This is a genomic window from Candidatus Competibacteraceae bacterium (assembly GCA_016713505.1).
GTDB lineage: Bacteria > Pseudomonadota > Gammaproteobacteria > Competibacterales > Competibacteraceae > Competibacter_A.
Genome location: JADJPA010000001.1, coordinates 1,409,241 through 1,436,003, shown reverse-complemented (window position 1 = coordinate 1,436,003; position 26,763 = coordinate 1,409,241). Strand labels below are relative to the sequence as shown.

The 26,763-nt window shown below is 59.0% G+C and carries 20 protein-coding genes; 9 read left to right on the top strand and 11 right to left on the bottom strand.

Annotated features, from left to right (window positions below):
- The 3 genes from IPK09_06550 to IPK09_06540 all read right to left on the bottom strand — a co-directional run bounded on the left by IPK09_06550 (position 1) and on the right by IPK09_06540 (position 1,933).
- The gene (locus IPK09_06550; protein MBK7983278.1) at positions 1–765 is read right to left on the bottom strand and encodes an SIMPL domain-containing protein; all 765 of its coding nucleotides are present in this window, start codon (positions 763–765) and stop codon (positions 1–3) included.
- Positions 766–801: 36 nt separating this feature from the next.
- The gene (locus tag IPK09_06545) at positions 802–1,344 is read right to left on the bottom strand and encodes an NUDIX hydrolase (protein ID MBK7983277.1); all 543 of its coding nucleotides are present in this window, start codon (positions 1,342–1,344) and stop codon (positions 802–804) included.
- Positions 1,345–1,540: 196 nt separating this feature from the next.
- Complete coding sequence (locus tag IPK09_06540) at positions 1,541–1,933, bottom strand: CZB domain-containing protein (protein ID MBK7983276.1); 393 nt, start codon at positions 1,931–1,933, stop codon at positions 1,541–1,543.
- Positions 1,934–2,358: 425 nt separating this feature from the next.
- Here IPK09_06540 and IPK09_06535 point away from each other — a divergent pair, with 425 nt between their 5' ends.
- From IPK09_06535 to IPK09_06510, 6 genes are all read left to right on the top strand, one after another.
- Entirely contained in the window at positions 2,359–3,465 is a 1,107-nt protein-coding gene (locus tag IPK09_06535) for a microcin C ABC transporter permease YejB (protein MBK7983275.1), read from the top strand.
- 3 nt (positions 3,466–3,468) lie between these two features.
- Positions 3,469–4,512 carry an ABC transporter permease gene (locus IPK09_06530; GenBank protein MBK7983274.1) on the top strand — a complete coding sequence of 348 codons (1,044 nt, stop codon included), beginning with the start codon at positions 3,469–3,471 and terminating at the stop codon, positions 4,510–4,512.
- A 159-nt stretch (positions 4,513–4,671) separates the two neighbouring features.
- Entirely contained in the window at positions 4,672–5,706 is a 1,035-nt protein-coding gene (locus IPK09_06525; protein ID MBK7983273.1) for a Fe(3+) ABC transporter substrate-binding protein, read from the top strand.
- A gap of 69 nt (positions 5,707–5,775) precedes the next feature.
- Positions 5,776–7,464, top strand: a complete 1,689-nt coding sequence (locus IPK09_06520) for an iron ABC transporter permease (protein MBK7983272.1) — start codon at positions 5,776–5,778, stop codon at positions 7,462–7,464.
- On the top strand, positions 7,448–8,494 hold the full coding sequence (locus IPK09_06515; protein MBK7983271.1) for an ABC transporter ATP-binding protein: 1,047 nt from the start codon (positions 7,448–7,450) through the stop codon (positions 8,492–8,494). Before IPK09_06520 ends, IPK09_06515 begins: the two co-directional genes overlap by 17 nt.
- Positions 8,495–8,684: 190 nt before the next feature.
- Positions 8,685–10,340, top strand: coding sequence for an AMP-binding protein (locus tag IPK09_06510; GenBank protein MBK7983270.1), 1,656 nt, complete (start codon positions 8,685–8,687; stop codon positions 10,338–10,340).
- 181 nt (positions 10,341–10,521) lie between these two features.
- Here IPK09_06510 and IPK09_06505 read toward each other — a convergent pair whose 3' ends face one another.
- Both IPK09_06505 and IPK09_06500 read right to left on the bottom strand, forming a co-directional pair.
- Positions 10,522–12,558 carry a hypothetical protein gene (locus IPK09_06505; protein MBK7983269.1) on the bottom strand — a complete coding sequence of 679 codons (2,037 nt, stop codon included), beginning with the start codon at positions 12,556–12,558 and terminating at the stop codon, positions 10,522–10,524.
- A 191-nt stretch (positions 12,559–12,749) separates the two neighbouring features.
- Positions 12,750–13,043, bottom strand: a complete 294-nt coding sequence (locus IPK09_06500) for a polyhydroxyalkanoic acid system family protein (protein ID MBK7983268.1) — start codon at positions 13,041–13,043, stop codon at positions 12,750–12,752.
- A 326-nt stretch (positions 13,044–13,369) separates the two neighbouring features.
- Here IPK09_06500 and IPK09_06495 point away from each other — a divergent pair, with 326 nt between their 5' ends.
- Complete coding sequence (locus IPK09_06495) at positions 13,370–15,898, top strand: trypsin-like peptidase domain-containing protein (protein MBK7983267.1); 2,529 nt, start codon at positions 13,370–13,372, stop codon at positions 15,896–15,898.
- Positions 15,899–16,362: 464 nt separating this feature from the next.
- Positions 16,363–19,170 carry an AAA family ATPase gene (locus tag IPK09_06490; protein ID MBK7983266.1) on the top strand — a complete coding sequence of 936 codons (2,808 nt, stop codon included), beginning with the start codon at positions 16,363–16,365 and terminating at the stop codon, positions 19,168–19,170.
- A 15-nt stretch (positions 19,171–19,185) separates the two neighbouring features.
- Here IPK09_06490 and hypE read toward each other — a convergent pair whose 3' ends face one another.
- From hypE to IPK09_06475, 3 genes are read right to left on the bottom strand one after another with little or no spacing between them, the layout of a single operon-like run.
- Entirely contained in the window at positions 19,186–20,232 is a 1,047-nt protein-coding gene (gene hypE / locus IPK09_06485; GenBank protein MBK7983265.1) for a hydrogenase expression/formation protein HypE, read from the bottom strand.
- The gene (hypD, locus tag IPK09_06480) at positions 20,229–21,344 is read right to left on the bottom strand and encodes a hydrogenase formation protein HypD (GenBank protein MBK7983264.1); all 1,116 of its coding nucleotides are present in this window, start codon (positions 21,342–21,344) and stop codon (positions 20,229–20,231) included. Before hypD ends, hypE begins: the two co-directional genes overlap by 4 nt.
- The gene (locus IPK09_06475; protein MBK7983263.1) at positions 21,328–21,567 is read right to left on the bottom strand and encodes a HypC/HybG/HupF family hydrogenase formation chaperone; all 240 of its coding nucleotides are present in this window, start codon (positions 21,565–21,567) and stop codon (positions 21,328–21,330) included. The genes hypD and IPK09_06475 overlap by 17 nt, the downstream gene beginning before the upstream one ends.
- A gap of 570 nt (positions 21,568–22,137) precedes the next feature.
- Here IPK09_06475 and IPK09_06470 point away from each other — a divergent pair.
- Positions 22,138–23,169: a substrate-binding domain-containing protein gene (locus tag IPK09_06470; GenBank protein ID MBK7983262.1), complete on the top strand. Its 1,032-nt coding sequence runs from the start codon at positions 22,138–22,140 to the stop codon at positions 23,167–23,169.
- Here the strand turns inward: IPK09_06470 and hypF are convergent.
- From hypF to hypA, 3 genes are read right to left on the bottom strand one after another with little or no spacing between them, the layout of a single operon-like run.
- On the bottom strand, positions 23,162–25,528 hold the full coding sequence (hypF, locus tag IPK09_06465) for a carbamoyltransferase HypF (protein MBK7983261.1): 2,367 nt from the start codon (positions 25,526–25,528) through the stop codon (positions 23,162–23,164). The two genes, IPK09_06470 and hypF, sit on opposite strands and share 8 nt — an antisense overlap.
- 17 nt (positions 25,529–25,545) lie before the next feature.
- The gene (gene hypB / locus IPK09_06460; GenBank protein MBK7983260.1) at positions 25,546–26,409 is read right to left on the bottom strand and encodes a hydrogenase nickel incorporation protein HypB; all 864 of its coding nucleotides are present in this window, start codon (positions 26,407–26,409) and stop codon (positions 25,546–25,548) included.
- Positions 26,410–26,751, bottom strand: coding sequence for a hydrogenase maturation nickel metallochaperone HypA (gene hypA, locus IPK09_06455; GenBank protein MBK7983259.1), 342 nt, complete (start codon positions 26,749–26,751; stop codon positions 26,410–26,412).
- Positions 26,752–26,763 lie beyond the last annotated feature (12 nt).

Here is a 26,763-nt window from a genome sequence, read left to right as displayed (position 1 = left end):
TCATCGGTGAAGTTCAAACACGACGTCCACATTGGCGCGGATGGCGATGGTGCCGGGAGCGATGGTTTCGCTCGCTTCCCCCGCGCCGCCCGGCGCGTTCTGAGCGACATTTTGACTCATGGCTTGACCTCGCCCGTATCCCCATCCGCCCCAACTCGATCCGTACCAGCCGTATGATCCGGCGTGATTTTCATTGATTCGAAGCGGCGGGCCGATGGACTGGCCGAGGGCCGCCGCCATTTTTTCCGCCTTTTCCGCCGCCGCCTTGAGGGCCAATTCTCGCGCTTGCTCGCGGTATTTCTTCAACTCGGTGGTTTCATAATCCACGCCGTGGATGTAATTGACGCCGGCTTGTAAAGCTTTGGTCACTAGGTCTTCGACTTTCGCGATGTCGCTCACCGTCACGACGATAGAGTTTCTGACAAAGAAACCGATGAATCCTTCGTTGGTATATTGATCTTTCCAACGCGGTTCGATGGATAGATGATCGGTTTGCACGTCTTTATCCAAGATGCCCAATTCCTTGGTCATTCCAATGGTCTTTTTCAATATTTCATTATTCTTTTCCTTGGCGTTGGTGATATTGGCATCCCAGGTTTCGATGCCGAGACGGATCACGATCTTGTCCGGTTTGACATTGACGACGGCTTCGCCGCTGACCGTGATGGTGGGTTGAAGGTCTTGAATGTTGAGTGGCTGACTTGAAGCGCTATGACACAGCAAGACCATCGCTCCAGCCATTGAGGTAGACCATCTTTTCATCATGTCGGATCTCGCGTTCGAATGGTTCGTTTCGTGCATTTATAGCAGTCCCTTCAGGCGGAGCAAACCAAAGCTGGCCGCCGTGACCGCATCCGTAATTCGTCCGTCGCAGAGCATAGTCGCCACTGTTTGAATCGGAAAAGGTCTCGTAATCAAACCTTGTTCCTCCGGTTCCAACCGCGCTTCGCCTTGTGTGAGTTGCGTCGCGAAGAACAGATCGAAGGCTTGCGTGGAGTAGCCATAGGCTTCATGTAGCTTGGCGACGTGCTCGATGCGGCCCGCCGTGAGGCCGGTTTCCTCGCGCAGTTCGGTTTTCGCCAGCTCGACTGGATCGCTGACCGCCTTGTCCCAAGTGCCTTGCGGGAGCTCCCAGCAGCGAGCGCCGACAGGGTAACGGTATTGTTCGACCAGATGGATCAAGCCGTCCTGAACGGCGGCGATCACGGCGAAGTCGGATTTTTCAACGACGCCGTAGATTCCCAGGCCGCCATCTTGGCGGCGAATTTGATCTTCGCGAACGGTCATCCAACGGTTTTGGTAGACCACTTTCGAGCAAATGGTTTCGATCTCAAGTTTGGACATGTTATGGATTTTGAATGGTTAGCTCTCGGTGTTGGTTGTTCAGAGGTTGAATTGGGCGATAGCAGGGAGGAAGAAACCTTTTTCATGGGGTTTGAGGCCGCCCCACTGGATCAGCAGCTTAAAGGCGGCGCCAGTGAAAGCGAGACCTCTGTCGAAAAATCGACCGCAAGTTTCCGATGGTCTAAAAAAGTATGGATTAGCTTTTTAGAGCTTTCTGATACATTTCGGTCAATTTTGCGATAACAACCCGCGAAGCGGCGCTAAATTCACCCTGAATACTTCGTTGCGCCTGATCTTTATCGCCAGTCTGGGCTAGGGCTAATACATGACCGGCGCACTGATGAAAGTGAGTATGGGTTTCACGCAACCCCTGAAACAATGTGTCGTCACCATAATGTTGATATCCAGAACCGTAAATCCATTTTCCTAAAATGCACTGGTTGTCTTTTGAGACGACTTCAACGGAAAGTATCTCGGAAGAACTGCCTTCGATGACGGCCTGAATCCGAGATTTCCAAGCAAAATGGGCCTCGATGACAGAGCCAATCTCGCGAGCGGATTGGATGTTAAGACCTGTGACGTGCTTCACAGTCTCTTCTATTATAGACGCAGGTGAATTTTGAGCCCTACCCAACAACCGTATAAGCCACTTCATCGTGTTACTCCCCCTCAAGAAGTCTGCACTATTAATTTTTATGGTTATTTTAGCTCACTGGCGCATAGGCCGATAAAGCTATAAACCATATTATAAATATTATTATCTCTCTGAAATTCACGTTGAGCCATACTTTTTAGCATCGATAAAAGCTCGGAAGCGTGTTGTCCGCGGACTGTAGGTCGGCTCCATAAGCTCCACGCATAGTCTTATCGTGCTTGTCTTATCAATTTGTTATGAGCATTGCTCGCAGCGTTGATAGCGTAAGGACTCAGATTTGCCATTCCTTCGGATGTGGCTCTTCGTGATAACCTTGCGCGTTCGTCGCAGCCCGAGTTCCTTAACGCCATGTTTTCGTTATGTACGCCTATATTCTCCGTCGTCTGGCGCTGATCCCGCTGACGTTGTTCGGCATTATCGCCATCAACTTTGCCATCGTGCAGGTCGCGCCCGGCGGACCGGTGGAGCAACTGCTGGCCCAACTCAAGGACACGGCTGTATCCGCTACATCGCGCGTCGGCGGTGGAGAGGGCGCGGAAGCCGGGCGAGGCAGCACTGGCCGGCAAGGCGCGGGTAGCAACGGGGCGTATCGCGGCGCGCAGGGTCTCGATCCCGCCTTCGTCGCCGAGCTCAACCGTCAGTTCGGTTTCGACCAACCCGCCTACGTGCGGTTCGGGCGGATGGTCCTAGATTATTTGAGCTTCGATCTCGGTCGCAGCTATTTTCGGGACCGCGAGGTAGCGGATCTGGTGCTGGATAAACTGCCGGTCTCAATCTCGCTCGGCGTTTGGAGCACTTTGCTGATTTATCTGATTTCCATTCCATTGGGGATCGTCAAGGCGGTGCGCGACGGCTCGCGCTTCGATGTGCTGAGCAGCGCGGCGGTCATCATCGGCTATGCGATCCCGGCCTTTCTGTTCGCCATCCTGCTGGTGATCGTGTTCGCCGGCGGACGCTATCTGGACTGGTTTCCGCTGCGCGGGCTCGTGTCGGACAACTGGGCGGATTTGAGCTGGCCGGCGCGGATCGTGGATTATTTCTGGCATCTGACCTTGCCGGTGACGGCGATGGTGATCGGCGGCTTCGCCTCGCTGACCATGCTCACCAAAAACTCCTTTTTGGATGAGATCAACAAGCAATACGTGATGACCGCCCGCGCCAAGGGCTTGAACGAGCGGCAGGTGCTGTACGGCCACGTGTTCCGCAACGCCATGTTGCTGGTGATCGCCGGCTTTCCGGCCACGCTGGTCGGGATGCTGTTCACCGGCTCGCTGCTGATCGAAGTCATTTTCTCGCTGGACGGCCTCGGCTTGTTGGGCTTCGAGGCGGTGATCAAGCGCGACTACCCGGTGATGTTCGGCACGCTGTACGTGTTCAGCCTGATCGGCTTGCTGCTCAATCTGATCAGCGATCTCACCTATCACTGGGTCGATCCGCGCATCGACTTCGCCACGCGGGAGGGTTGAGCGATGCTGGAACGCTTGGGCGTCCATATCACTCCGCTGACCCGCCGCCGCTTCGCCCAGTTTCGCGCCAACCGGCGCGGCTGGTGGTCGCTGTGGCTGTTTTTGCTGCTGTTCGGGCTGAGCTTGGGGGCGGAGTTGATCGCCAACGACCGCCCCTTGTTGGTGAAGTATCAAGGATCGCTTTATTTTCCGGTGTTGAAAGAGTACGCCGAAACCGATTTCGGCGGCATTTTCCCCAGCGCCGCCAATTATCGCGATCCGTTTCTGGCCGATTTGATCGAGAAAAACGGCTGGATGCTGTGGCCGCCGGCGCGCTTTAGCCATAACACGGTCAATTACAATCTGCCGGTTCCCGCGCCCGCGCCGCCGTCCGCCGAAAACTGGCTCGGCACCGACGACCAGGGCCGCGACGTGCTGGCGCGCTTGATCTACGGCCTGCGCATTTCGGTGTTGTTCGGGTTGCTGCTGACCCTGACCTCCTCGGTGATCGGGGTGGCGGCGGGCGCGGTGCAGGGCTATTTCGGCGGGCGGGTCGATCTGCTGTTTCAACGCTTTCTGGAAATTTGGGGTGGATTGCCGCAACTGTTCATTTTGATCATCGTCTCCAGCGTGGTCACGCCGGGCTTCTGGACCCTGCTGTTGGTGCTGATGCTGTTTAGTTGGACCTCGTTGGTGGGCGTGGTGCGGGCTGAATTCCTGCGCGCCCGCAATTTCGATTACGTCCGCGCCGCCCGCGCCTTGGGCATGACCGACGGCCGGATCATGTTCAAGCACGTATTGCCTAACGCGATGGTGGCGACCTTGACCTTCATGCCGTTCATCCTATCCGGCTCCATCGTCGCCTTGACCGCGCTCGACTTTCTGGGTTTGGGCCTGCCGCCGGGCTCGGCCTCATTGGGCGATCTGCTGCGCCAGGGCAAGGACAACCTGCAAGCGCCGTGGCTGGGGATCGCCGGTTTTGTGGTGGTGGCGCTGATGTTGAGCTTGCTGGTGTTCGTCGGCGAGGCGGTGCGAGACGCCTTTGATCCCCGCAAAAATTTGCTATGAATGACGCGTTCAGATCGTGACTCCCAACGCTGTCAGGCCGTTCGCTCAAGTTTATTAATCGCCGAATTTTATCAATTAATATTCAGTTAAAACGCCGCTTTACAATTTAAATGAGAATTAATATCATTTGAGTTAAACCCCAAGACCCTGGAGTATTCAATGCCTGTCGCATTCAAGCGTTTCGGTTTCTTAGCGCTGCTCGGCCTACTCTCTAGTTTGCTTGCGGTTCCCGCGCAGGCGGCCGAGGAAGTTAATATCTACTCAGCTCGCAAGGAAGACTTGATCAAGCCGTTGCTGGACGACTTCAGCAAGCAGGCCGGCATCGCCGTCAACCTGGTGACGGACAAGGAAGAAACCCTACTGCAACGGCTGCAAAGCGAAGGCGCCAACACGCCCGCCGACTTAATGCTGACCACCGACGCGGGCCGTCTGGCCGCCGCGAAGAAGGCCGGTGTGTTGCAAGCGGTCAAATCCGAAACGCTGGCCGCGCGCATCCCCGCCGCCTACCGCGATCCCGACGGGTACTGGTACGGGCTGTCGGTGCGCGCCCGGCCGATCATCTACGCCAAGGATCGCGTCAAGCCCGCCGATCTTTCCACCTACGAAGGCTTGGCCGATCCGAAGTGGAAAGGCAAGGTGTGCGTGCGCTCTTCCGACAGCATCTACAATCAATCGCTGGTCGCCGGGATGATCAGCCATCACGGCGAAGCCAAGACCGAGGCGTGGGCCAAGGGTTTGGTCGCCAACTTCGCCCGTCCGCCCAAGGGCGGCGACCGCGATCAAATCAAGGCGGTCGCGGCCGGCGAGTGCGACGTGACGTTGGCCAATACCTATTATCTGGGCGGCATGGTCAACTCCAGCGACGAGTCCGAAAAACAAGCCGCCGCCAAGGTTGCGGTGTTCTGGCCCGACGCCAAGACCACCGGCGTCCACGTCAACGTCAGCGGAGCGGGCGTCACCGCCCACGCCCGCAACCGCGCCAACGCCATCCAATTGCTGGAATTCATGGCCGCTGAGGCCGCGCAGCGTTGGTACGCCGAAACCAACAACGAATACCCCGTCAACCCGGCCATCGCGCCCAGCGCCACGCTCCAGTCGTGGGGCGAGTTCAAGGCCGACACCCTCAACGTCGCCAAGCTGGGCGAACTGAATCCCACCGCCGTGCGCTTGATGGATCGGGCAGGGTGGAAATGAGCCGACACCCCTGCCCACGTGACCGACTCCCTCGGCCGGGAGGTGCTTGTTTCTAATCTCTCGGTGACTATGCCTCCCGCCGCGCCGCGCCGGCTGCGGTGGTTGCGAGCGCAGTGGCTTGGCCTCGACCGCTGGTCTGTGTTGGTGGTCGGGGCCGCTTTTTGGTTGGCGTTGCCGGTGCTGACCGTATTGTTGACCGCGCTGCGGCCGGCCGGTCCGGTCTGGGAGCATTTGACCGAGACCGTGCTGGCGGATTACGTGCAAAATTCCGTGTTGCTGATGCTCGGGGTCGGCGTGGGAACCTTGTTGATCGGCGTGCCCACCGCGTGGTTGGCCAGCCTGCACGAATTTCCTGGCCGGCGCTGGTTCGAGTGGCTGCTGTTGCTGCCGATGGCGATTCCCGCCTACATCATCGCCTATTCCTACACCGATCTGTTGGATTACGCCGGTCCGCTGCAAACCGTCTTGCGCGACCGCTTCCACTGGAACCATCATGATTACTGGTTCCCCGAAATTCGTTCCTTGTCCGGCGCGGTCGTCATGCTGGCGTTGGTGCTGTACCCCTACGTTTATCTGCTGGCGCGGGCGGCTTTTCTCGATCAATCGGTTGCCGTTATGGAAGTCAGCCGCACGCTCGGCGCGGGACCGTGGCGGCGTTTTGTGGTCGTTTCGCTGCCGATGGCCCGGCCGGCGCTGATCGCCGGGGTGTCGCTGGTGCAGATGGAGGCTTTGGCCGATTACGGTACAGTGCAATATTTCGGGGTCAGCACCTTCACCACGGGTATTTTCCGGGTCTGGTACGGAATGAGCGATGCGGTGGCCGCCGCGCAACTGGCAGGTTTGTTGTTGCTGTTCGTGGTTGCCTTGCTGGCGTTCGAGCGGTTATCGCGGCGGCAAGCGCGTTTTCATCACGCGAGCAACCGACAGTCTCGACCGCGCCGCCAGGTGCTAGCGGGTCAGGCGCGTTGGCTGGCGACCGCAGCTTGCGGGCTTCCCTTGCTGTTCGGCTTCCTGATTCCGGCGGGACATTTGACGCTGTCGGCCCTGCGGACCGCGCCGCGCGTGATGGATGCCCGATTCATGCAATTGTTGGCGAACAGCTTGTTGCTGGCGTCGGGCGCGGCTGTGCTGATCTTGCTGCTGGCGCTGCTGCTGGCTTACGGCCAGCGGCTGCGGCCGCGTCCGCTGGTGCGCGCGGCGGTGCGCGGGGCCGGCTTGGGCTATGCGGTGCCGGGTACGGTGATCGCCATCGGGGTGCTGTTACCGCTGGCGGCGATTGATCGCGGCGTGGACGCCTGGGCGCGGCAATGGCTGGGGATTTCGACCGGCTTGCTGCTGAGCGGAACGCTGGCGGCGCTGCTGTTCGCCTACTGCAGCCGGTTCTTGCCGGTGGCGCTTCATAGCGTCGAGAGCGGTTTGAGCCGGATTCGGCCCAGCATGGACGCTGCCGCCCGCTCGCTGGGCACCTCACCGTTGGGCGTATTGGGCCAGATTCATTTGCCGATGTTGCGCGGCAGTCTGCTGGCCGCGCTGTTACTGGTGTTCGTGGACGTGCTCAAGGAGTTGCCGGCGACCTTGATCCTGCGACCTTTCAATTTCAACACATTGGCGGTGCGAACCTACGAGCTGGCCTCGGACGAACGGCTGGCGGATTCGGCCGGTTTCGCGCTGGCCATCGTGCTGGCCGGCATCGGACCGGTCATCCTGCTCAGCCGCGCCATCGGCCAGTCGAGACCCGGCTATGACGCCGTTCCTTGAATTGAACCAGATCGACATCGCTTATCCGCCCCTCCAGGTGATTCAAAAAGTGTCGCTGCGGATGGAGGAGACCGGCATCGGCTGTCTGCTCGGCCCGAGCGGCTGCGGCAAGACCACTCTGCTGCGCGCCATCGCCGGTTTCGAGCCGCTCCAGCGGGGTGCGATTCATTTGGAAGGGCGCGAATTGAGCCGGACCGGCTGGACCTTGCCGCCGGAACAGCGGCGGATCGGCATGATGTTTCAGGATTTGGCGCTGTTCCCGCATTTGACGCTCGCCGACAATATCGGCTTCGGCTTGCGCGATTGGCAAGCGCGAGAACGGCAGGGGCGAGTGCGTGATCTGTTGCGGCTGGTCGGTTTGGAAGACTGCGCCAAACGCTATCCGCATCAGATTTCGGGCGGCCAGCAGCAGCGGGTGGCGCTGGCCCGCGCGCTGGCTCCACGCCCGCGTTTGTTATTGTTGGACGAGCCGTTTTCCAGTCTGGATGTTGCGCTGCGCGAAGGCTTGGCCCGTGAGATTCGCGCCATTCTGTTGCGCGAGGGCATCGGTGGCCTGCTGGTCAGCCACGATCAGTTCGAAGCCTTCGCCTTCGCCGATGAGATCGGCGTGTTGCACCAAGGCCGGCTGTTACAGTGGGACAGCGCCTACAACCTGTACCATCGGCCCGCCGACCGCTTCGTCGCCGGCTTCATCGGCCAGGGCGTTTTGCTGGCCGGCCGGATGGGGGAGGGCAGCCGGGTCTGCACCGAACTGGGCGATATCGATGGCGTGCCGCTGATCGATTGCGCGCCGGGCGATCCGGTGGACGTGTTGGTGCGACCGGACGACGTGACCCACGATGACGCCAGCCCGCTGACAGCGGAGGTAGTGGATCGGGCGTTCCGGGGCGCGGATTTTCTGTACGGCCTCAAACTGGACAGCGGCGCTCGCTTGCTGTGTCTGGCGCCCAGCCATCACGATCATGCGCCGGGACAGCGGATCGGCATCCGCCTGGACATCGATCATCTGGTGATGTTTCGGAGCGGTTGACGCCCCACATTCACGCCGGGTTCGGCCGACACCTGACCGGCTTGTCGAAGTCGCCGCCTGGCGCAACAATTGCTATAAACCTTTCTCTCTGAAAAGGTCGATGAGCATGATTCAGGCAAGCGCCTGAACATCCGACAATCGGTTGAGCAAACCTAATAATATCGAACGTTCTCTCGATTGGAGCTTTCTCGTGGAAAAGGTGTGGCTGAACAGTTATCCGCCCAAGGTGCCGGCGGACATTAATCCCGATCAATATCGTTCGCTGGTCGAAGTGTTCGAGCGCAGTTGCTGTCAGTTCGGTCGCCGCCATGCCTTCGCCAGCATGGGCTACAGCATGAGCTACAACGAGCTGGAGCAAAAAAGCCGGGCGCTAGCGGTCTATCTGCAACAGGAGCTGGGCTTGGAGAAAGGCGAGCGCGTGGCGATCATGCTGCCGAACCTGCTGCAATACCCGGTGGCGCTGTTTGGCGTGCTGCGCGCCGGTTTGGTGGTGGTCAACATCGATCCGCTCAGCGCGCCGCGCGAATTGGAACATCAATTGAAAGATTCCGGCGCCAAGGCCATCGTGATTCTTGCCAATTTGGCGCAGAGCTTGGCCGACCTAATCGCCCACACTCAAATTGGGGCGACTCTTGTGACCGAAATTGGCGATCTTTTGCCGTATTGGAAAGCGAAGGTTGTCAATCTATTCATCGAGCGCATCAAGAATAGAGCGCCGGTGGCTGCGTTGTCGAACGCCATCGCGTTCAAAGAAGCGCTCGCTGTAGGCAACGGTCGCTCGCTGAACGCCGGCAAACCAAGCGGTGAGGATTTGGCCTTTCTGCAATATACCAGCGGTACCACCGGCCTGCCCAAGGGGGCGATGCTGACCCATCGCAACATGGTGGCCAACATGGAACAGTGCGTCGCCTTCGTCGGCCCGCTGCTGCGCGAGGGCGAAGAAATCATCATCACCGTCCACCCGCTGCACCGTATCTTTTACCTCACGTTAAATTGCCTGTGCTTCGTCCGCCACGGCGGCCTGAACGTGCTGCTGAGCAATCCGCGCGATGGGGCGCTGTGCGCGGCTGAAATGCGGCGCTGGAAGTTCACTGTCATCACCGGCGATGATGAATTATTCAAATCACTGATGCAAAATGAAAAATTCAGGAATTTGGATTTCAGGTCGCTCAAGCTGGCCATCGGTGGAGGTGCGGCGGTCCAGCAGGCGGTGGCGGAGCGCTGGCGGGCTTTGACTGGAATCCCGCTGCTGGAAAGCTATGAATTGACTGAAGCCTCGCCGCTGGTTTGTATCAACCCTGTCGATCTTGGCGAATTCAATGGCAGCGTCGGGTTGCCGCTACCCTCCACCGATATTCAACTGCGCGATCCCGGCAGCGGCGAAGTCGCCGCGGGCGAACGGGGCGAATTGTGCGTGCGCGGACCCCAAGTGATGCTCGGTTACTGGGAGCAGCCCGGCGCAACCGATCAAATCCTGCGCGATGGTTGGTTGTTGACCGGCGATATCGCCACGATGGACGAGCGAGGTTTCGTCCGCATCGTGGATCGCAAAAAAGATATGATTACGGTGTCCGGTTTCAACGTCTATCCCAACGAAATCGAGGACGTGGTGAGCGGTTGCGAGGGCGTTCTAGAGGTGGCTTGCGTCGGGATACCGGATGAAAAAACCGGTGAGGCAGTCAAAATCTGCGTGGTGCGCAAGCCGGATGGCGCGTTGTCGGCGGATACTATTCTGGCGCGTTGCCGCCAGCAACTGGCTCCCTACAAGATACCCCGGCATATCGAGTTTCGCGACGATCTGCCGAAATCGAGCACGGGAAAGGTACTACGCCACGAATTGCGTTAAGCCGACAGCGCGGTTGTCGGCGGTTTTGTGGGGTTCGTTCTGTCAGTTGCGGTTGATTCGAGCAGCGACTTCGGCTGGCATCGGCCATTGAAGCACTTCCACGAGGTTGGGATAATCGCCGGCGATTCTGGCTAGAATCGCCAGAAGCTCTGGAATGCTTTGGTAAAAAAACCCCGATCCCTTATAAGGGCGCTTTGACAGGGTTGGCGGAAATACCATATTTTTTCATAAGCTTAGTGACGATTTTATCGGCCGACTGCAAGTCGCCCATACGGGCTAGTGTTTGGGCCAGATATAACAGAATGTCATCCTGAGTATCAGACTGATTCAGCGTTTCGGCCGAGCCAAGCGTCGCTGTCAATTGGGTTCGAGCGGTTAGGGGATCGCCGGTGCGGGCGAAGTTGCGAGCGATCGCGCCTTGCGTTTGCAGCCGATGCTGGATGACAGCCAGCGGCGGTGCGGCAATCTTTGCGCTATCGATTTCTTGCAACAGGGTATTGGCGACAGCGGTGTCGCCGGCTTCGGCAAAGTGTTGGGCGACTACGCTGAGGGCGACCAGCCGGGTAGGGGTATTCGGTAAGCCGACGACGGTCGTTTTAGCCTGGGCAAAGAGTTCGCGGGACTGCTCCGAATGATCGGTGGCGGCCAGATCGCGCGCCAAGGCGCTCAAGGTGGTCGCGCGAAGGGTAGGGTCGTTGATAATGCGCGCGTTTTCCTCGGCGCGTTTGAAATAGCTGCCTGCGGCGATGGGGTTACTGTCATGCAGCGAGCGAGCTAAGCTGGCGAATGCTAGAGCGCGCTCGCTCGGAGCTTTGAGGGTATTGGTCAAGTTGATTGCTTGCAACCATAGTTCCTGAGCCGTGGCAAACAGCTGTTGTTTGTACTGCTGGCTGGCCAGCACGGCTATGGTTTCGACGCGGTTGCTGTTAAAGGTATCTAGTTGGGTAGCGGATAGGCTGCTGGCGTGGCTATTAGACCACTCGTCAATCTGTTTAAGAGTCTGCTGAGCGCTGGTGAGCTGACCCGCTTCAGCTTGGTAGCGAGCCAGGATGGTAAGCAGGTGGGGGTTGCTGGCGCCGGCCGGAATCGGGATGTCAGCGGGGGGTGTTGCCGTACTGGAGCTTTCAGGCGCCAGCGTGTTCATCTTTTCGAGCGGGTTCGGGTTGGCGGTAATGCTGCTGGGAGTAATGATATCGCGACCCTCCGTGGGAAGCTTGGGGCTAGTAGCGGCTGTTGTAGGCGTGGTCGTCGATTTGGAAGCAGCCGGCTGGCTGGCGGTGCTGTTGGGATATGGAGCCACTGGATCGTTGGTGGGAAGCCTGTCAGCACTTTCGGAATGGAAGGTGGATGGCCCAGTTGGGACGATGGGCTTTGAATTAGAGGCAACAACCGCTGGTGCGCTAGTAATAATATTGCTCGGTGTCGGTGTCGGTGTCGGTGTCGGTGTCGGTGTCGGTGTCGGTGTCGGTGTCGGTGTCGGTGTCGGTGTCGGTGTCGGTGTCGGTGTCGGTGTCGGTGTCGGTGTCGGTGTCGGTGTCGGTGTCGGTGTCGGTGTCGGTGCTAGTGTTGGATTTACAGGCACTTGAGCCATTTTTTGGGCGGCGCGTTCTACCTTGAGCGCGGCGTTAGTGGAAAGAGCGGTGTCGGGTTGATCGCTGGGCTGGGTATGTGTTTTAGAAGGTGTCTGTTCTGTTTCCAGACGCCAGAGTGCTAAACCGATGATGATGCCGATGCCGGTGGCAATGGCGATGTTTCTGAAGACCGATGGTAGATATCCCGGTTTCTTGCGATGAATCGGCCGCGATTGGAGATACTGGCGCTCCAGTTGGCTGGCTTCTTTAAGCTCGCGGTAACCCTTGTAATTACGGTTCGCCACCCCACAGCGTTCGCAGATGCCAAGGTCGTCGGCGGGTTGTTGGTAGCCACAGGCCGGGCATCGGTAAATTACAATTTCATCTTCGATAGGGGCCAAAGAAAGTTGCATCGGTTCCATGCGACACTTCAAACCCATATCGGTGAGTATCCGCAGAAGGTTTTCGGCGTTGTCCTGAGGCAGGTTTTTGGCGAGTTCCACCTGTTGTTGTAAGAAAATTCGATTGATGAGCGTGTCGATTCCCGTGGGATCACCTACGAAGAGTTTCGGGAGCTGATTTCGTAGGACTCGCGAATCGCGCTGAGGTTGAATCCCGAAAGCGATGACCCTGAATGTGAGTTTCATGCTGTTGCTGTCTGTTAAATCTCTGGATGAGCCAGGTCGGAACTTCCGCTTTGAAATTGGGTATGCGCTTCTGATTTCATTAGGGATCTGGCCACTCGGTCGGTTGCGCCACCAATAACTTCAGCGCAACGGAGCCATCCCTGCAGCTCGGTTATCTATTTTGCAAAGCAACACCAACCGGATGGGGCCTGTTAGCTCGATGCGGGCGGAGCGTAAAACGCGTGCTCCAATTGACGATGGATTTCCTGCTCCAGCAGGGATTTCATCGGCGCCAGTAGAAATCCCAGCCGGGCGTTGATCCGAATCGAACCTGGCTCCAAGTCGATTTGTCCGCTGATACCGGCCCGCTCGAAATGTAGCGAATCGCCCTGCCAGTGATAATCGATCTCGTAACGCTCGGACAGCTGTGCGATAAGTGTTTCCGCCGCTTCACGCGCTTGTTCGGGAGTAAGTTCATGAAGGCGATGAATGTCGATATGAGACATAGCTGTTGGGTGGGGTGAAGTTGGGTCGAGACAAAAATGACGCGCGGTTTTGGCTGATTGTGATTAAACATGAAGCCACTGTGTGAAGTCCAGAATCGGATGCGTGATGGATTGAGTGCTGGATGCGCCAGCGTTTCCTTACAAGGTTTGATGGATTTCGAGCCCCGCGCCTTGAGCCTGCAAGCCTGTTAAGTGGCGGGCGAGATACGGCAGGTCATGATAGCGTGGACCTACTGAAACAGCAGCCCGCTCCCGATGTGCCTACCTGTCTTTTTTTGAAAGTAGTAGTACGATGATCGCTTCATGTGACTGAAGGGAACCGAGAAATGCGCTTACTAATCGCCGCCGTGGTCGCCGGCTTGACACCTTTAGCCGGCTTGTTGGTCGCTGTCGTGATCGTTGGCTGGATGCTGCTTGAAAGTGTGGCTCTGGCAGGCGAATCGTCGTTCCCAGAGCAGCCGTCTCAGCCAAACTCAGCCGTTCTCCAGCGTCCGGTGGCACCCCAGCGCTATCAACCCCAGGTCGAGCCATCGCGGATCGTTGAAGAAATCCCCAATACCCTGTTTCAGACTCAAGCCGCTCGGGCGGGAGAAGCGACTCTTTCGATCCTCCGTCTCGATTTGCCACCGCCTGCATCGGTAACAGTCGAGCAGATGGCGTCGAAAAAATCAGACGGAGGTCCTTCCAAGATCGGCTTTAACCGCCGTATCGCGGATTTTCTGGAACGGTCGCTGGCGGTTTCCCAATCTTGGCGGTGGCAGGCTCAGGCGGGCGGCGAGCAGATCGCGCGCCTTCAAGTCACTTCGCCCGGCGCGGCGGCTCTGCGCGTGGGCCTGCGGGTGCGCGGATTGCCGGCAACTGGAGAATTGCGCTTCTATTCGGGTCGGGTCGGCCAAGGGCGTGCCTACCGAATAAGCGCCAAGCATATAGTACAACTCGTCAGCACCAATCAAAGCGCTGGAGTCAATGCGGGTGAAAACCCAGAGGTTTATTGGTCGCCGACGTTGGAGGGAGATCGGGCGGTCGTGGAGGTTCGCGTACGGTCGCGAGCTGATTTGAATGAGGTTGACTTGGAAATTGATGCCGTATCGCATTTAACCGTCGACCCCAGACAATCAAGCAGCTTTCTGCCTGCCGCCGCCGCGCGCTGCAATTTGGATGTCAATTGCTACAGCACCCTCAGCCAAAATGGCGACGACATTTCCAATGCGGTCGCCAAGATGGTTTTCACGTCAGGGACGTATACGGGGCTTTGCAGCGGGACTTTGTTGGCGGATCGAGCCAATTCCAAGATCCCTTTTTTTTTGACCGCCCGCCACTGTGTGTCAACCGCGGCCGAAGCATCGTCCCTGGAAACGGTTTGGTTTTATGAATCAGCTTCTTGCAACAGCTCTTCGCAGTCCGCCAACACACAGTTTCGTTCTGGCGGCGCGAGCGTGCTGGAAACCTATGCCAATAACGATATGACATTGCTACGCCTTAACGAACAACCGCCCGCCGGTGCTGTTTATGCGGGCTGGAATTGGGATGCGGAAGGGGACCGCTATACCGCCATCCATCATCCCGAAGGCGATTGGAAGAAAATCAGCTTCGGCGCCTCGCAAAGCCGTTATCAATGCCTTAAAACCACGGGCGATCAAGTCGTTTGCAATCCTAGCTCGGACGGAACCTATTTCAGGATGTTCATCGATAAAGGGTTTACCGAACAGGGCAGCAGCGGTTCGGGCGTCTTCAAGGACAACGCTTATTTAGTGGGTACGCTGACGGCCGGCAGCGGCACCTGCAATGATGCCTATGCGGTTTATGGCCGTTTGCAAACCGGTTATGATAACGGCCTTGGTAAATGGCTTGAAAATAAGAAAATAGGTTTTCTGGACAACCCCCAACCGGGTTCGTATCAAAGCGGCATTACCGTAGTCTCTGGGTGGGCCTGCGTTCCAGGCGCGGCCCAAGACGCGCCCGAAATCGGGCAGGTCACTATCGAGATCGATGGAAGCACCGTGCTGCGAGCCAGCTATGGCACTCCGCGCACGGATACGCAAAGCGTTTGTGGCGATACGAATAACGGTTTTGGCTTGTTGGTCAATACCAATCGTTTGGGTACTGGTAGCCATTCGCTGCGGGCGCTGGCCGACGGGTACGAGATCGGTCGCGCCAGCTTCACGGTCACCACGCTCGGGACCGAATTCCTGCGCGGCGCCAGCGCCACTTATCAGCTTCCCGATTTTCCCAAGAGCGGTCAAAACGTCGTGATCCGCTGGCAGGAGAGCTTACAGAATTTCGTCATCAGCGCTCGTAACGTGCCCGCCAGCGCCCGCCAGAATCAGCATGCGCCCGCGGCCGCCGAGCAAAGGGCCGTTCCAGAATTGCAACCGTTGCCGAGCGCCGTCGGTGCGGTTTCCGCGGCGCCGGCGGCGGTGGGCCGACTGGGCTATCTGGAAAATCCCCAACCGGATTCGTATCAAAGCGGTATTACTATTTTTTCGGGATGGACCTGTCAGCCCGGCGTGGCTATCAAGCGGGTGGATGTCGAAATCGATGGCTCGCCGTGGCAAGCCGGCTACGGGACGGAGCGCCTGGATACCAGCGGAACGTGCGGCGATGCCGATAACGGTTGGGGGTTGCTGTTCAACACCAACGTCTTGGGGGACGGTCAGCATACGGCGCGGGCGTTGGCCGATGGCCTCGAACTGGGTCGGGCTACTTTCACGGTCGTGACCCTGGGGGGGGATTTTATACGGGGGCTGAGCGGGAGCTATCAGCTAAAGGACTTTCCTAAAAATGGCGACAGCGTCGGCGTTATCTGGCAAGAAAGCTTGCAGAACTTCACAATCAAGAGCGCCAGCGTGCGCTGACCCGGCGGGAGCCGGCGCCGTTCGATAGCATCAAAAGCCGGCAAACCTCAGGCGCCGCCAGCGCGCGGGGAGTGGAGGGATTGACTGGCATTAAAGTTGCTAAATAAATTTAGGGCTGCTTTAGAGAGTGGTTCCTTGAGGCGCTGTGTCAGGGCGTGTAAAGCAACGGCAACCGGTCGGTTTTAGTGTTCTCAATTCCTGCGCCTGCGGTGACTTTGCGCGTCACCCCTGAAGCGTGGTCTGGCTCTGCTGGCTTTTGAGAGCTGGGGCGGATCTCGCTAGGGAGTTACGGGGCAACGGCGTCGGGCAGGCCGGATAAGGTATGGAAAACAAAGGGAGGCCGCTGGCTGTGGTGTTGGAGAAATCTGGATTCGAACTCGGCATGGCCAACCATGTCGGGGCATTACTGGAAGTTTCTCGGAGGTGTTTGATCGTGCGATGGCCTTCGGGACGAGGAGAGGGGCATGTATACCGCCTACTTCGGTTTTAATAGCAAACCCTTCAAGCCGAAGGATTCGAAAGACTATTACCGAAATGCTAATTTCGATGGGGCTTGCGCCGACATTCTAGATGGTATCCGAGAACGCCGCGGCTTTATCCTGTTGACCGGCGAGGCCGGGGTCGGTAAGACCCTGGTATTACGACGCTGCATGCAGGAAGCGGACGATGTCCGGTTCGTTCTGCTGGGCAACGCCAATCTCGATTTTCCCGACATTCTCAATTACTTATCCGCCAGCCTCGAACTGCCGACCGACGGTTTGGACCCCGATCAACGACCGCGGTTGCTGCTGGATGCGCTGGCTGCCCAGGCGCGCCGGAACCGCGCCATCGCCTTGTTGCTCGACGATGCCCAGCATTTGCCCGATGAAGTGTTGCTCCGCCTGCGGGACTTCGTGGAAACGCCAACCATCCCCAACCAGCGCCTTCAGGTCGTACTGGTGGGTTTGCCGGAAATGGACGGCCGCTTGGACCGGGTGGAATTGCGGCCGCTGCGCGATAGCATTCGGGTTCGGTGCCGGCTCGAACGGTTGAGCGATCTGGAGACGGAGCTGTTTATCGCCCATCAATTTGAGGTCGCCGGCCATGCGGGCAGCACCTTGCTATCTCCCGCCGCCGTCGAGCAGATCCGGTTTTATTGCAAAGGTATACCCCGCGCCATCGCGGTCTTGTGCGATACGGTCCTGCTGCTGGCCAGCTTGCAATCGGAGCGGGAAATCACGCCGGAATTGGTGGATGAAGCCGCTCAGAGTTGCTTTTTGGGAGAGCAGTCCAAGGTGACGGGTGCTGCTCCGGGCGGCCGAGATAGCGAGGCTATACTCGGACTGCCATCGGCCAGCTCGAACGCCGTCGATTTCGACCTGGATTTATCGGAATTCGATTTTTCGTTCGATTACGACGAAAAAGCGATGCAGGCTAAAACCCCGGCGGGCGTAGCGGAGCCCGTCGAAGCAACGGCGCTCGACTCGACCGTCCTTCGTCCGCTGGGGCCGTCGGCCGATCCGGTCACCTTCCTGGCAAGCAATGAGACTCGGGCGGCGACCCTCCTTGCCGAGGCGATCCGGGCGGCCGATATGGACGGTACAGTGGCCTTGCCTGGGCCAGAGCAGCCGACTGCATTGGCCGCTTCGCCCGCGCCGGCTCCGCTGGATGAATTCGTGCGCTTGTTGGACGAACTCTCTGGTAAGTTAGAGGGTAAAGATTTACGGGATCAAGAGGCGCTGCGTTATTTTCGAAACCGCTATCTTCGGCTGGCGCAGGGTGGAGAACCCGCTCGATTGCCCGAATTCGGACAACGGATCGCGCGGCTGGGGGAAACCCAGCAACCTATCTCCGTGGGGCTGGCGACCGCCGTCAATGCGTTGCCGGGACAAGACGGCGTGCTGTGCGTGCTGCTGCTCAATCCCACCTGGTGGTTGTATCGGGAGATTCGCTTGCGTTTGCGCAGTACCGATCTGGTGTTCGCCAACGACGGGAAGCTCCCGACGCTGCGGTTGCTGGACGGGCGAGATGCCCAGCTCGTTTATCTGAACTATCGTTATCCCCTCAGCGATTCGGCGCAAACCACGCTCTGGCTGGAACTTGATCTGTGCGACCATCGAGGTAAATGGACGGCTTACGACAGTCGGTCCCAGGTGCGGCTCGACTTTCCGGGCCGGACGCGCCCTGACAAGCGCGCGGACAGCCCTTCTGAAAAGAACGAGCGTTTTTGGCCGGAACCCCTGACGGCCGGGCCGTCATCCGGCGCTTGGTTGTGGGCCGACTCCCCGTCCAGCGAGGGCGCCGCCGGTCGCGCCAAGGACGATGGCGACAATCTGGTCTGTACCTACCCGCTCGAATTACGCGCCGACAAGGCGCGCACCGACAGCCTGCGTACCGCGACCGATCATGCGCTCAGTCGCGGTACGCCGCTGACGCGCGCGCTACTGTTGGCCGCCGATCCGTCGCAAGCGCCGGGGCGCATCGAATTGGTATCCCGGCCCTTCATGGTCTTCGGCCGCCACAGTTCGACCGCCGGTACCGGGTTTGGGGATTTCACCCTGGGGTTTGTTCCGAAATACACTCGGATTTCCCGGCTGCATTGCGTGATTTGCGCGCTCGGCGATCAGTTGGCGGTCATGCCGGCCAGCGATGTGGGACACACTTATACCGGCCGCAACGGCCAGCGCTTGCCGCGCGGGTGTTGGGAGTTCCTGGAATCGGACGATACCGTGGATATTTGCGATCTGTACCGGTTGAAACTGGTGTTGGCCTGGGACCGGAAATGGGAGCGCACCCCGACCCACTGGGACCCCCGGCAACCGCGCGAGAAGTTCGGTCGCTATTTGCTTGATCTAGTCGAGGTACTGCGTCAGCGAGACCGGCAAGCCGGCGCTGATGACTTGCGCAAATCCTTGCGCGAGCGCTATCTGAACTTGCTGCGCGTTCAGGATCGAGTGGCCCAGCTCAACGGAGTCGGCAATCCCGGCTCCTTGCTGTATGCCCGCTTCGAGCGCGAGGATGCCGCGCGCCGGCAGGTGGTGCATTTTTACCTGCCGAAATGGGTATCGTTGGGCAACTCCCCGCAAGCGGGCCTGCGCATTGAGGCCGGAGACGTGAAGCCCCATCATGCCGAACTGCTATTCCGGGAGGGCATGTACTGGATTCAGAATCTGGCCGAACCGGGCGCGGTGCGGGTTGGCCATCACGGGTTGGCGACCAACGAGGTGTTGGCGCTGGAAACCGGCGATGTCCTGATGATCGGATCGGCGCAATTCACTTTTGAAGCGTATTGAAGCTCAAGATTCTTTTTAACAAATTCTCGGCAACTGCTCGCCGCTCAACCAATCGACCAAACGCCGGCCGCCGAAGCTGGTTTCCAATTCCACGAAGGCGTGATCGTCGGCCACCACCTCGCCGATGATCGCGGCCTCCCGTCCCAGCGGGTGAGCGCGCATCGCCGCGAACAGCGTTTCCGCTGATTCCATCGGACAGATCGCCACCAGTTTGCCTTCGTTGGCGACGTAAAGCGGGTCCAATCCCAGCAGCTCGCACAAGGCGCGCACCGGCTCGCGCACGGGGATGGCCGCCTCGCGCAAGCGCATTCCGACTTCGGCCTGTTGGGCGATTTCGTTCAAGGCGCTGCCCAAACCGCCACGGGTGGGGTCACGCAAACAGTGCAGGTCGGGTACCGCCGCCACCATCGCCGCCACCAGTTCGTGCAAGGCCGCCGTGTCGGATTGAATCGGGGCGTCGAAACTTAAATTTTCCCGCTTCGCCAGGACCGCCATGCCGTGATCGCCCACCGAGCCGCTGAGCAGGATGGCATCGCCGGGCCGCGCCCGTTTTGCGGAAATCGTCACGCCGTCTGGGACCACGCCGACGCCGGTGGTGGTGATGAACACGCCGTCGCCCTTGCCGCGTTCGACCACCTTGGTATCACCGGTGACGACAGGCACGCCGGCCCGGCGGGTGGCTTCGGCCATCGATTCGACGATGCGCTTGAGGTCGGCCAGCGGCAAGCCTTCTTCCAGGATGAAGCTGGCGGCGAGATACAACGGCCGCGCCCCGGCCATCGCCACGTCGTTGATCGTGCCGTGAACCGACAGACAGCCGATGTCGCCGCCGGGAAAGAACAGCGGCGAAACGACGTGGCTGTCGGTGGCCATCACCACGCGGCCGGGAGGCACGGCGAATTGAGCGCAGTCGTCTTGGGCGCGCAGCCAGTCGTTGTCGAAGGCGGCGAGAAACAGTTCCTCGATCAATTGCGCCATCGCCCGCCCGCCGCCGCCGTGGCTGATCTCGACGCGGCCGTGCGTCAGATCGAGCCGGCGGGGGAAGCGCTCGCGGCGGTTCATGACGCCGCCTGTCGGAACCGGCCGTAGTGATAGTGGGCCGCGCACGCGCCTTCGGCGGAGACCATGCAGGAACCAAGCGGATGATCGGGCGTGCAAGCGGTGCCGAAGACGGTGCAGTCTTGCGGCTGCTTGACGCCGCGCAGCACCTCCCCGCAGGCGCAGGCTTTGTGATCGGTGGCTTGAATCGGGGGGATATCAAAACGCTGTTCGGCGTCCCAGGCGGCGAAGTCGGGTCGGATTTGCAGGGCGCTATCCGGCAGCCAGCCAAGCCCCCGCCATTCAAAGCTCGGCCGTAGCATGAACGCTTCATCCATCAAAAGCTGGGCTTTTTGATTGCCCCGCGCGCTGACGGCGCGGGTGTATTCGTTTTCCACGTCCGCCTTGCCCGCGTTGATCTGACGGATCAACATCGAAATCGCTTGCAGCACGTCCAGCGGTTCGAAGCCGGCGATCACCAGCGGCCGGCGGTGCTCGGTCGCGACGAAGTGATACGGCTGACTGCCGATGATGGTGCTGACGTGGGCGGGACCGATGCAGCCGTCCAGTTGGATCGGGTCCGGGGTCGTCAGGATCGCCCGCAGCGCGGGCGGGGTGAGGACGTGGTTGCAGTAGACGCTGAAGTTGACGAGTTGTTCTTGGCGGGCTTGACGGAGGGCGACGGCGGTCGGTGGGGTGGTGGTTTCGAAGCCGATGGCGAAGAATACAACGTGTCGCTCGGGTTGGGCGCGGGCGATGTCGAGCGCGTCGCTGACCGAATACACCATGCGGATGTCCGCGCCGCGCGCCTTGGCCTTGAGCAGCGTGTCGCCGCGCGCTCCCGGCACCCGCAGTAGATCGCCGTAGCTGCATAGGGTGACGTGTTCCCGTTCCACCAGTTCGATGGCGGCTTGCAAGCGACCGCTCGGCAGCACGCACACCGGACAGCCGGGGCCGTGGATCAAGCGGACGTTGGCCGGCAGCAGGTCTTCGATGCCGTAGCGGCAGATGGCGTGGGTATGGCCGCCGCAGAATTCCATCAGGGCGTAATGGCGCTCCGGCTCGACTTCCTGACGGATGCGGGCGGCGAGGCGGCGGGCGAGGTCGCCGTCGCGGAATTCATCCAGGTATTTCATCGCGGATGACCTCGGCGATCTCGGCGAACAGCCGCAGGGTTTCGGCCGCTTCGTCCGGGTCGAGCCGGTTGAGGGCGTAACCGACGTGCACGATCACGTAGTCGCCGACCGCTACCTCGTCCAATAAGGCCGTGGAAATGGATTTTCGAACGCCGCCCATATCGGCGATGGCTTGGTCGTGGTCGAGGATTTCGACGATCTGGACGGGAACGGCGAGGCACATGGGCAGAATCCTCTGAAAAGCGATCATGGCTGAAAAGGCTTCAAGAGTTGCGCTCCGTGCGTGCTCCATGCAGGGTGGCGCACAAGATAAAGACTAGACTGCTTGGAGTCCGTGTACCACGCCGGTATTTACGGAAGCTCATCTGATTTTGAGTTGTGAATGACTGCCAAGTTGGCTTGCGCTATCTGTCACAAGTGACCCTAAATGATCTTCAAACCAAAAATGATAGATTGATGGTGCAAGAATCCCGTTTACTTTTCTACATATTTTGATGATGAAGACTTACTTTGCTACTTATATTTTATAAAAAGTAATTTTTATGATACAAAAAAGCGTTATTTTCAATTTATTTTTTCTCCAATTTTTTGTATTTTTAGCAGTGCATTATAGGGAGATCACTCTGGTACACGCCAAGCTTTTATAGAGCTTATTAGGATTCGAAGGGTTCGCACTATTGTAATGTCAGAACGGGAATTGCATATCGTTACGCAGGTATCGTGGGTTTGCCCGAGCGATCATCCTTTAGAGGGATCGAAGGATTTCAAGAAGATCACATGATTGAGGCTGTTGATGAAAAAAATTAATCTTATAGTGGCTACGGCTCTGGCGGTGAACGTATTCGCCACGAGCATTATCTACGCTCAGAGCGTCAGGGATTACCCCACCATTGCGGCCGGCTATGCCCCTTACCCGATGGCGGTTGCCGTCAGCGAACAACTTACCCAAAGCGGCAAGCTTAAAAAAGCCCCCAATATTCAGTCGACCAGCCCAGAATTGGCTTACAAGCAATTTTGCGCTAGTGACGGTATCGAGTCGCTGGATGCTGCGGTCGTTTTGCGCCCCATGACGGCTGACGAGCAAGAACTGTGCGCAAATAATGATGTTAAAGACATCTTAAAGTTCAAAACAGGCGTTACTGCGGTCGTCATCGCTTTTACTGGAAATATCAAAGACTTTGAACTATTGTCCCGTAAGGATCTATTTTTGGCTATGGCTAAAGATATTCCTGATCCACAAGGCGGCGGTAAATTAATTCCCAATTCCTATAAAACCTGGAAAGAAATTAACCCCGCTTTTCCCGATATTAAAATTCAGATATGGAATTCTAGTCCGGTCTTTGCTTATTACCAAGTAGTTCTCAATCAAATCATGCTAGCGGGTTGCAAGCAGTTTGCTGCTTTAAAAAATCTGGAAGTCACTGATCCTAAAAATTTTGAGGCTATTTGTACTACCTTTCGTAAAGACGGCGCCTATTCTGAATACGATAATTTGGATACCGTGGTACAAAAACTCAATAATGGAATGGGCATTTTTACAGAGGCTTTTGCCAACAAGTTTAATTTAAATAAATTACCGATTGATGGGGTTGAGCCGTTGCAAGCGAGTATCGCCCGTAATTTATATCCCGTGGTAAGCCCTTTGATGCTTTATGTAAAGAGGAATCACCTTTCTCTAGTAGCTGGCTTGAAAGAATATCTAGTGGAAGCGACTTCTGAAAGCGCTATTGCAACCAGCGGTTATTTATTGCAGCAAGGGCTAATTCCGCTGCCCCTATTGGAGCGTAGGCAAATACAAACTGAGGTTCAAAGTGTGATCAAGTAAAGGCCTGCCTGTTGTGAGGCGCTTGCTGTCTGGAATGGGACGGCGTCAAGTCAGGCCTTTGTAAGGATGCTTCTGAAGAAACGAACTGCATCACCACCCAAGCCTGACCCAAGCTGATCCCTCCATCATTCGGTGGCGCTTGACGGGCGGTTAAGACCTGCCAGCCGGATTGTTCCAAACGCGCTCGAAGTTGAGTCGCCAGCAACCGGTTGAGAAAACAGCCGCCGCTTAACGCCACTTTCCGAATGCCTGATGTTCTGCCGGCCCCATTCAGCCATTCGCTTAAAGCCAAGGCGAGCGTGGCATGAAAGCAAGCCGCTCCTAATTCGGTTACAACGCCATTCGCCAGCCAAGCGAGCAGGGGAAAAAGGTCCAAGACGCCGGAGTCATGAACAACGAATCCTTCAGCCAGCGGATTCGCCGGACCGTGCCGGTGCGCCAGAGCTTCCAACTCCATCGCCGCCTGTCCCTCGTAATCGCTGACTTCTCGCACGCCTAGTAAAGCGGCGGCGGCGTCGAACAGACGACCGGCGCTACTGGTGAAAGGCGTGTTGATGCGCTGGTCCAACATTTGCCGGATGAGACCCGCCTTCGCGCCGAAACGACGGCTGATTTCGTCAGATCCGCCGAGTTCGTGCAGCGCCGCCGCCGCCGATCGCCACGGCTCGCGCGCGGCCCGGTCGCCGCCCGGCAACGGCAGCGGCCGCAAATGCCCGAGACGCTCGAAGCGCGCGCCATCGACTTCGAGCAGTTCGCCCCCCCAAATGCCGCCGTCCGCCCCTAACCCAACGCCGTCCAACGCCAAGCCCAAAATCGGCTCGCATAAACCGTGTTCGGCCGCGACCGCCGCGATGTGGGCGTGATGGTGCTGCACGGCGATGCAAGGCAAATCCCGCTCGGCGGCGTAACGCGCCGCCAGCCGGCTGCTGGGAAAATCGGGATGCAAGTCGCAAGCGATCCGTTCCGGCGCGATCCGCAAAATGTCTTGCAGGTGTTCGACCGCTTCTTCCAACGCGCGACAGGTTTCAGCGTTGTCGAGGCTGCCGATGTGCGGAGAAAGATAGGCGCGATCATCCCGCGTCAGGCAAACGGTATTTTTGAGGAAACCACCCAGCGCCAACACCGAAGGCCCCGCGTGTGGCAGGCGGATGGCTTGCGGGGTGTAACCACGAGCGCGCCGAACAAACGCGCCTTCCATCAGCACGCTATCGTCGCAACGCGCCAGAATCGCCCGGTCGTGGCTGACGAAACCATCCGCGATTCCGGCCAAGCGGCGCGCGGCTTCGCCATCGTCGATCACCAGCGGCTCACCGCCGGGGTTGGCGCTGGTCATCACTAGCAATAAAGGCTGGGGCTGGTCCAGCCATGCCACGCCCGCCGGTCGGCCCGCCGCTTCATGGAACAGTAGATAATGCAGCGGCGTGTACGGCAGCATCACGCCCAGATGCGCCAAGCCGGGCGCGATGCCGGGCAAGCGCCGCTCGGTTTCCGGATGTTGGCGCAGCAGGACGATGGGCCGCTGCGGCGATTCCAGCAAGCGCCGTTCGGCGTCGCTGATTTCAACCCAAACGCTCAGTGACGCCGCATTGGCGGCCATGACCGCGAACGGTTTGGCGTCGCGCTGCTTGCGCTGGCGCAAGCGGGCGACGGCGGCGGAATTTTGCGCGTCGCAGACCAAATGAAAGCCGCCTAAACCTTTGATCGCTAAAATCTCTCCAGCGAGCAGTCGCTTTAACGCGGTTTCGATCACATCGATAGTCGCCATCGGTTGATGCGAGGCGTCGCGCACGTTGAGATGAGGCCCGCAGACCGGACAGGCGTTCGGCTGGGCGTGAAAGCGGCGGTCGCCGGGATCACGGTATTCCCGCGCGCACGTTGGACAGAGCGTGAAGCCGGCCATGCTGGTGTTGGGCCGGTCGTAGGGCAGCGCGGCGGTAATCGTGTAGCGCGGGCCGCAGTCGGTGCAGTTGATGAAAGGGTAACGGTAGCGGCGGTCGCTTGGGTCGAACAGTTCGGCCAGACAAGCCGGGCAGATCGCCGAATCCGGCGCGATCTCCGCCGTCGTCGCGCCGCCGCCGCTGGCGACGATGGCGAACGGGGCGTCGAAATTTTGTTCGGGCGGCAGATCGCTGACGGCTAAGGCGTCGATGCGGGCCAGCGCCGGCGGTTGGCGCAAGGCGTCCAGAAAATCGTCCAAAACGGCCGGCAAGCCCTGCACCTCGATGGCCACGCCCGCGCCGTCGTTGCGGACAAAACCGCTCAGACCGCGTTGGGTGGCCAGCCGGTAAACGAACGGGCGAAAACCGACCCCTTGCACTTGGCCGCGAATCCGGATCGCCCGGCGTTGTAGCGCGGCCATGCCGTCAGGTGCGGTCGCTAAATAATGGTCCGGCGGATTTCGCCGCCGCCGTGAATCAAGCGCGCCCGCGCCGCCGCCAGATCGGATTCCAGACGGTTGATATGTTGCGTCAATTCGTTGCGTTGGCCGGCGCGCACCCAATCCAGCCACGCCGCCATGCCCTCGCCGGTGCGGGCGGACAAGCGCAGGATTTGCAAGTCGGGATTCACCCGCCGCGCGTAGTCCATGCAGCGCTCCACATCGAAATCCACATGCGGCAACAAGTCGATCTTATTGAGCAGCATCAGGCGCGAGGCGGCGAACATGTTGGGATATTTCAGCGGCTTGTCCTCGCCTTCGGTCACCGACAGGATGACCACCTTAGCCGCTTCGCCGAGGTCGAAATCGGCCGGACAAACCAAATTGCCGACGTTTTCGACGAACAAGACGCCGCCTTCCGCTAGAGGCAATTGGTCCAGCGCGTGGCCGACGCCGTGGGCGTCGAGATGGCAACCTTTGCCGGTGTTGATCTGCACCGCCGGCGCGCCGGCGGCGCGGATGCGCTCGGCGTCGCGGGCGGTTTGCTGGTCCCCGCCGATCACCGTGACGGGAAAGGCGTCGCCCAACGAGCGAACCGTTTGCGTCAACAGCGTGGTCTTGCCGGAGCCGGGGCTGGAGACCAGATTCAGCACGAACATGCCGCGATCCGCGAACAGTCGTCGGTTGCCGGCGGCGAATTCGGCGTTTTTCGCCAGAATGTCCTGTTCCAAACTGATCCGGCGCGGATGTTCGTGGGCGTGGTCGTGAACCAAGCCGCCCGCGTGCTCGTGGGTGGAATCGTGAGCCTGGGAATGGGAATGGGCGACCGGCTCGCTTTCGCCGCAACCGCAAGTAGCACACATTTATTCGACCTCCAACTCCTTGATTCGCATTTCGTTACCGCCGGTCAGCCGCCATTGATAACCGCCGCAGAGCGGGCATGGATCGTACAGTTCGTCGACCGCTATCGTTCGCATGCAATTCAGACACCACGCGCGGCCCGGCAGGGTGATGATGTCCAATTCCGCCGCCGCCGCGACCGTGTTAGCGCGCACGACTTCAAAGGCAAAGCGCAAGGCATCCAGTTCGACATTCGCCAGCGCGCCGATTTCCAGCCACACCCGCCGCACCCGGCTGAAGCCTTGTTGCCGGGTTTGGGTGGTGATGGCTTCGATGATGCCTTCGCACAGCGAAAATTCGTGCATGAAATCGGGACT

Bases quoted from the DNA above. Each gene is read 5' to 3' on its own strand.
- IPK09_06530 (MBK7983274.1), top strand. From the start codon at position 3,469: ATGCTGGAACGCTTGGGCGTCCATATCACTCCGCTGACCCGCCGCCGC.
- IPK09_06520 (MBK7983272.1), top strand. From the start codon at position 5,776: ATGCCTCCCGCCGCGCCGCGCCGGCTGCGGTGGTTGCGAGCGCAGTGG.
- IPK09_06545 (MBK7983277.1), bottom strand. From the start codon at position 1,344: ATGTCCAAACTTGAGATCGAAACCATTTGCTCGAAAGTGGTCTACCAA.
- IPK09_06550 (MBK7983278.1), bottom strand. From the start codon at position 765: ATGATGAAAAGATGGTCTACCTCAATGGCTGGAGCGATGGTCTTGCTG.
- IPK09_06490 (MBK7983266.1), top strand. From the start codon at position 16,363: ATGTATACCGCCTACTTCGGTTTTAATAGCAAACCCTTCAAGCCGAAG.
- IPK09_06505 (MBK7983269.1), bottom strand. From the start codon at position 12,558: ATGAAACTCACATTCAGGGTCATCGCTTTCGGGATTCAACCTCAGCGC.
- hypF (MBK7983261.1), bottom strand. From the start codon at position 25,528: ATGGCCGCGCTACAACGCCGGGCGATCCGGATTCGCGGCCAAGTGCAA.
- IPK09_06525 (MBK7983273.1), top strand. From the start codon at position 4,672: ATGCCTGTCGCATTCAAGCGTTTCGGTTTCTTAGCGCTGCTCGGCCTA.
- IPK09_06515 (MBK7983271.1), top strand. From the start codon at position 7,448: ATGACGCCGTTCCTTGAATTGAACCAGATCGACATCGCTTATCCGCCC.
- IPK09_06495 (MBK7983267.1), top strand. From the start codon at position 13,370: ATGCGCTTACTAATCGCCGCCGTGGTCGCCGGCTTGACACCTTTAGCC.
- hypE (MBK7983265.1), bottom strand. From the start codon at position 20,232: ATGAACCGCCGCGAGCGCTTCCCCCGCCGGCTCGATCTGACGCACGGC.
- IPK09_06470 (MBK7983262.1), top strand. From the start codon at position 22,138: ATGAAAAAAATTAATCTTATAGTGGCTACGGCTCTGGCGGTGAACGTA.
- hypA (MBK7983259.1), bottom strand. From the start codon at position 26,751: ATGCACGAATTTTCGCTGTGCGAAGGCATCATCGAAGCCATCACCACC.
- IPK09_06535 (MBK7983275.1), top strand. From the start codon at position 2,359: ATGTACGCCTATATTCTCCGTCGTCTGGCGCTGATCCCGCTGACGTTG.
- IPK09_06475 (MBK7983263.1), bottom strand. From the start codon at position 21,567: ATGTGCCTCGCCGTTCCCGTCCAGATCGTCGAAATCCTCGACCACGAC.
- hypD (MBK7983264.1), bottom strand. From the start codon at position 21,344: ATGAAATACCTGGATGAATTCCGCGACGGCGACCTCGCCCGCCGCCTC.
- IPK09_06500 (MBK7983268.1), bottom strand. From the start codon at position 13,043: ATGTCTCATATCGACATTCATCGCCTTCATGAACTTACTCCCGAACAA.
- hypB (MBK7983260.1), bottom strand. From the start codon at position 26,409: ATGTGTGCTACTTGCGGTTGCGGCGAAAGCGAGCCGGTCGCCCATTCC.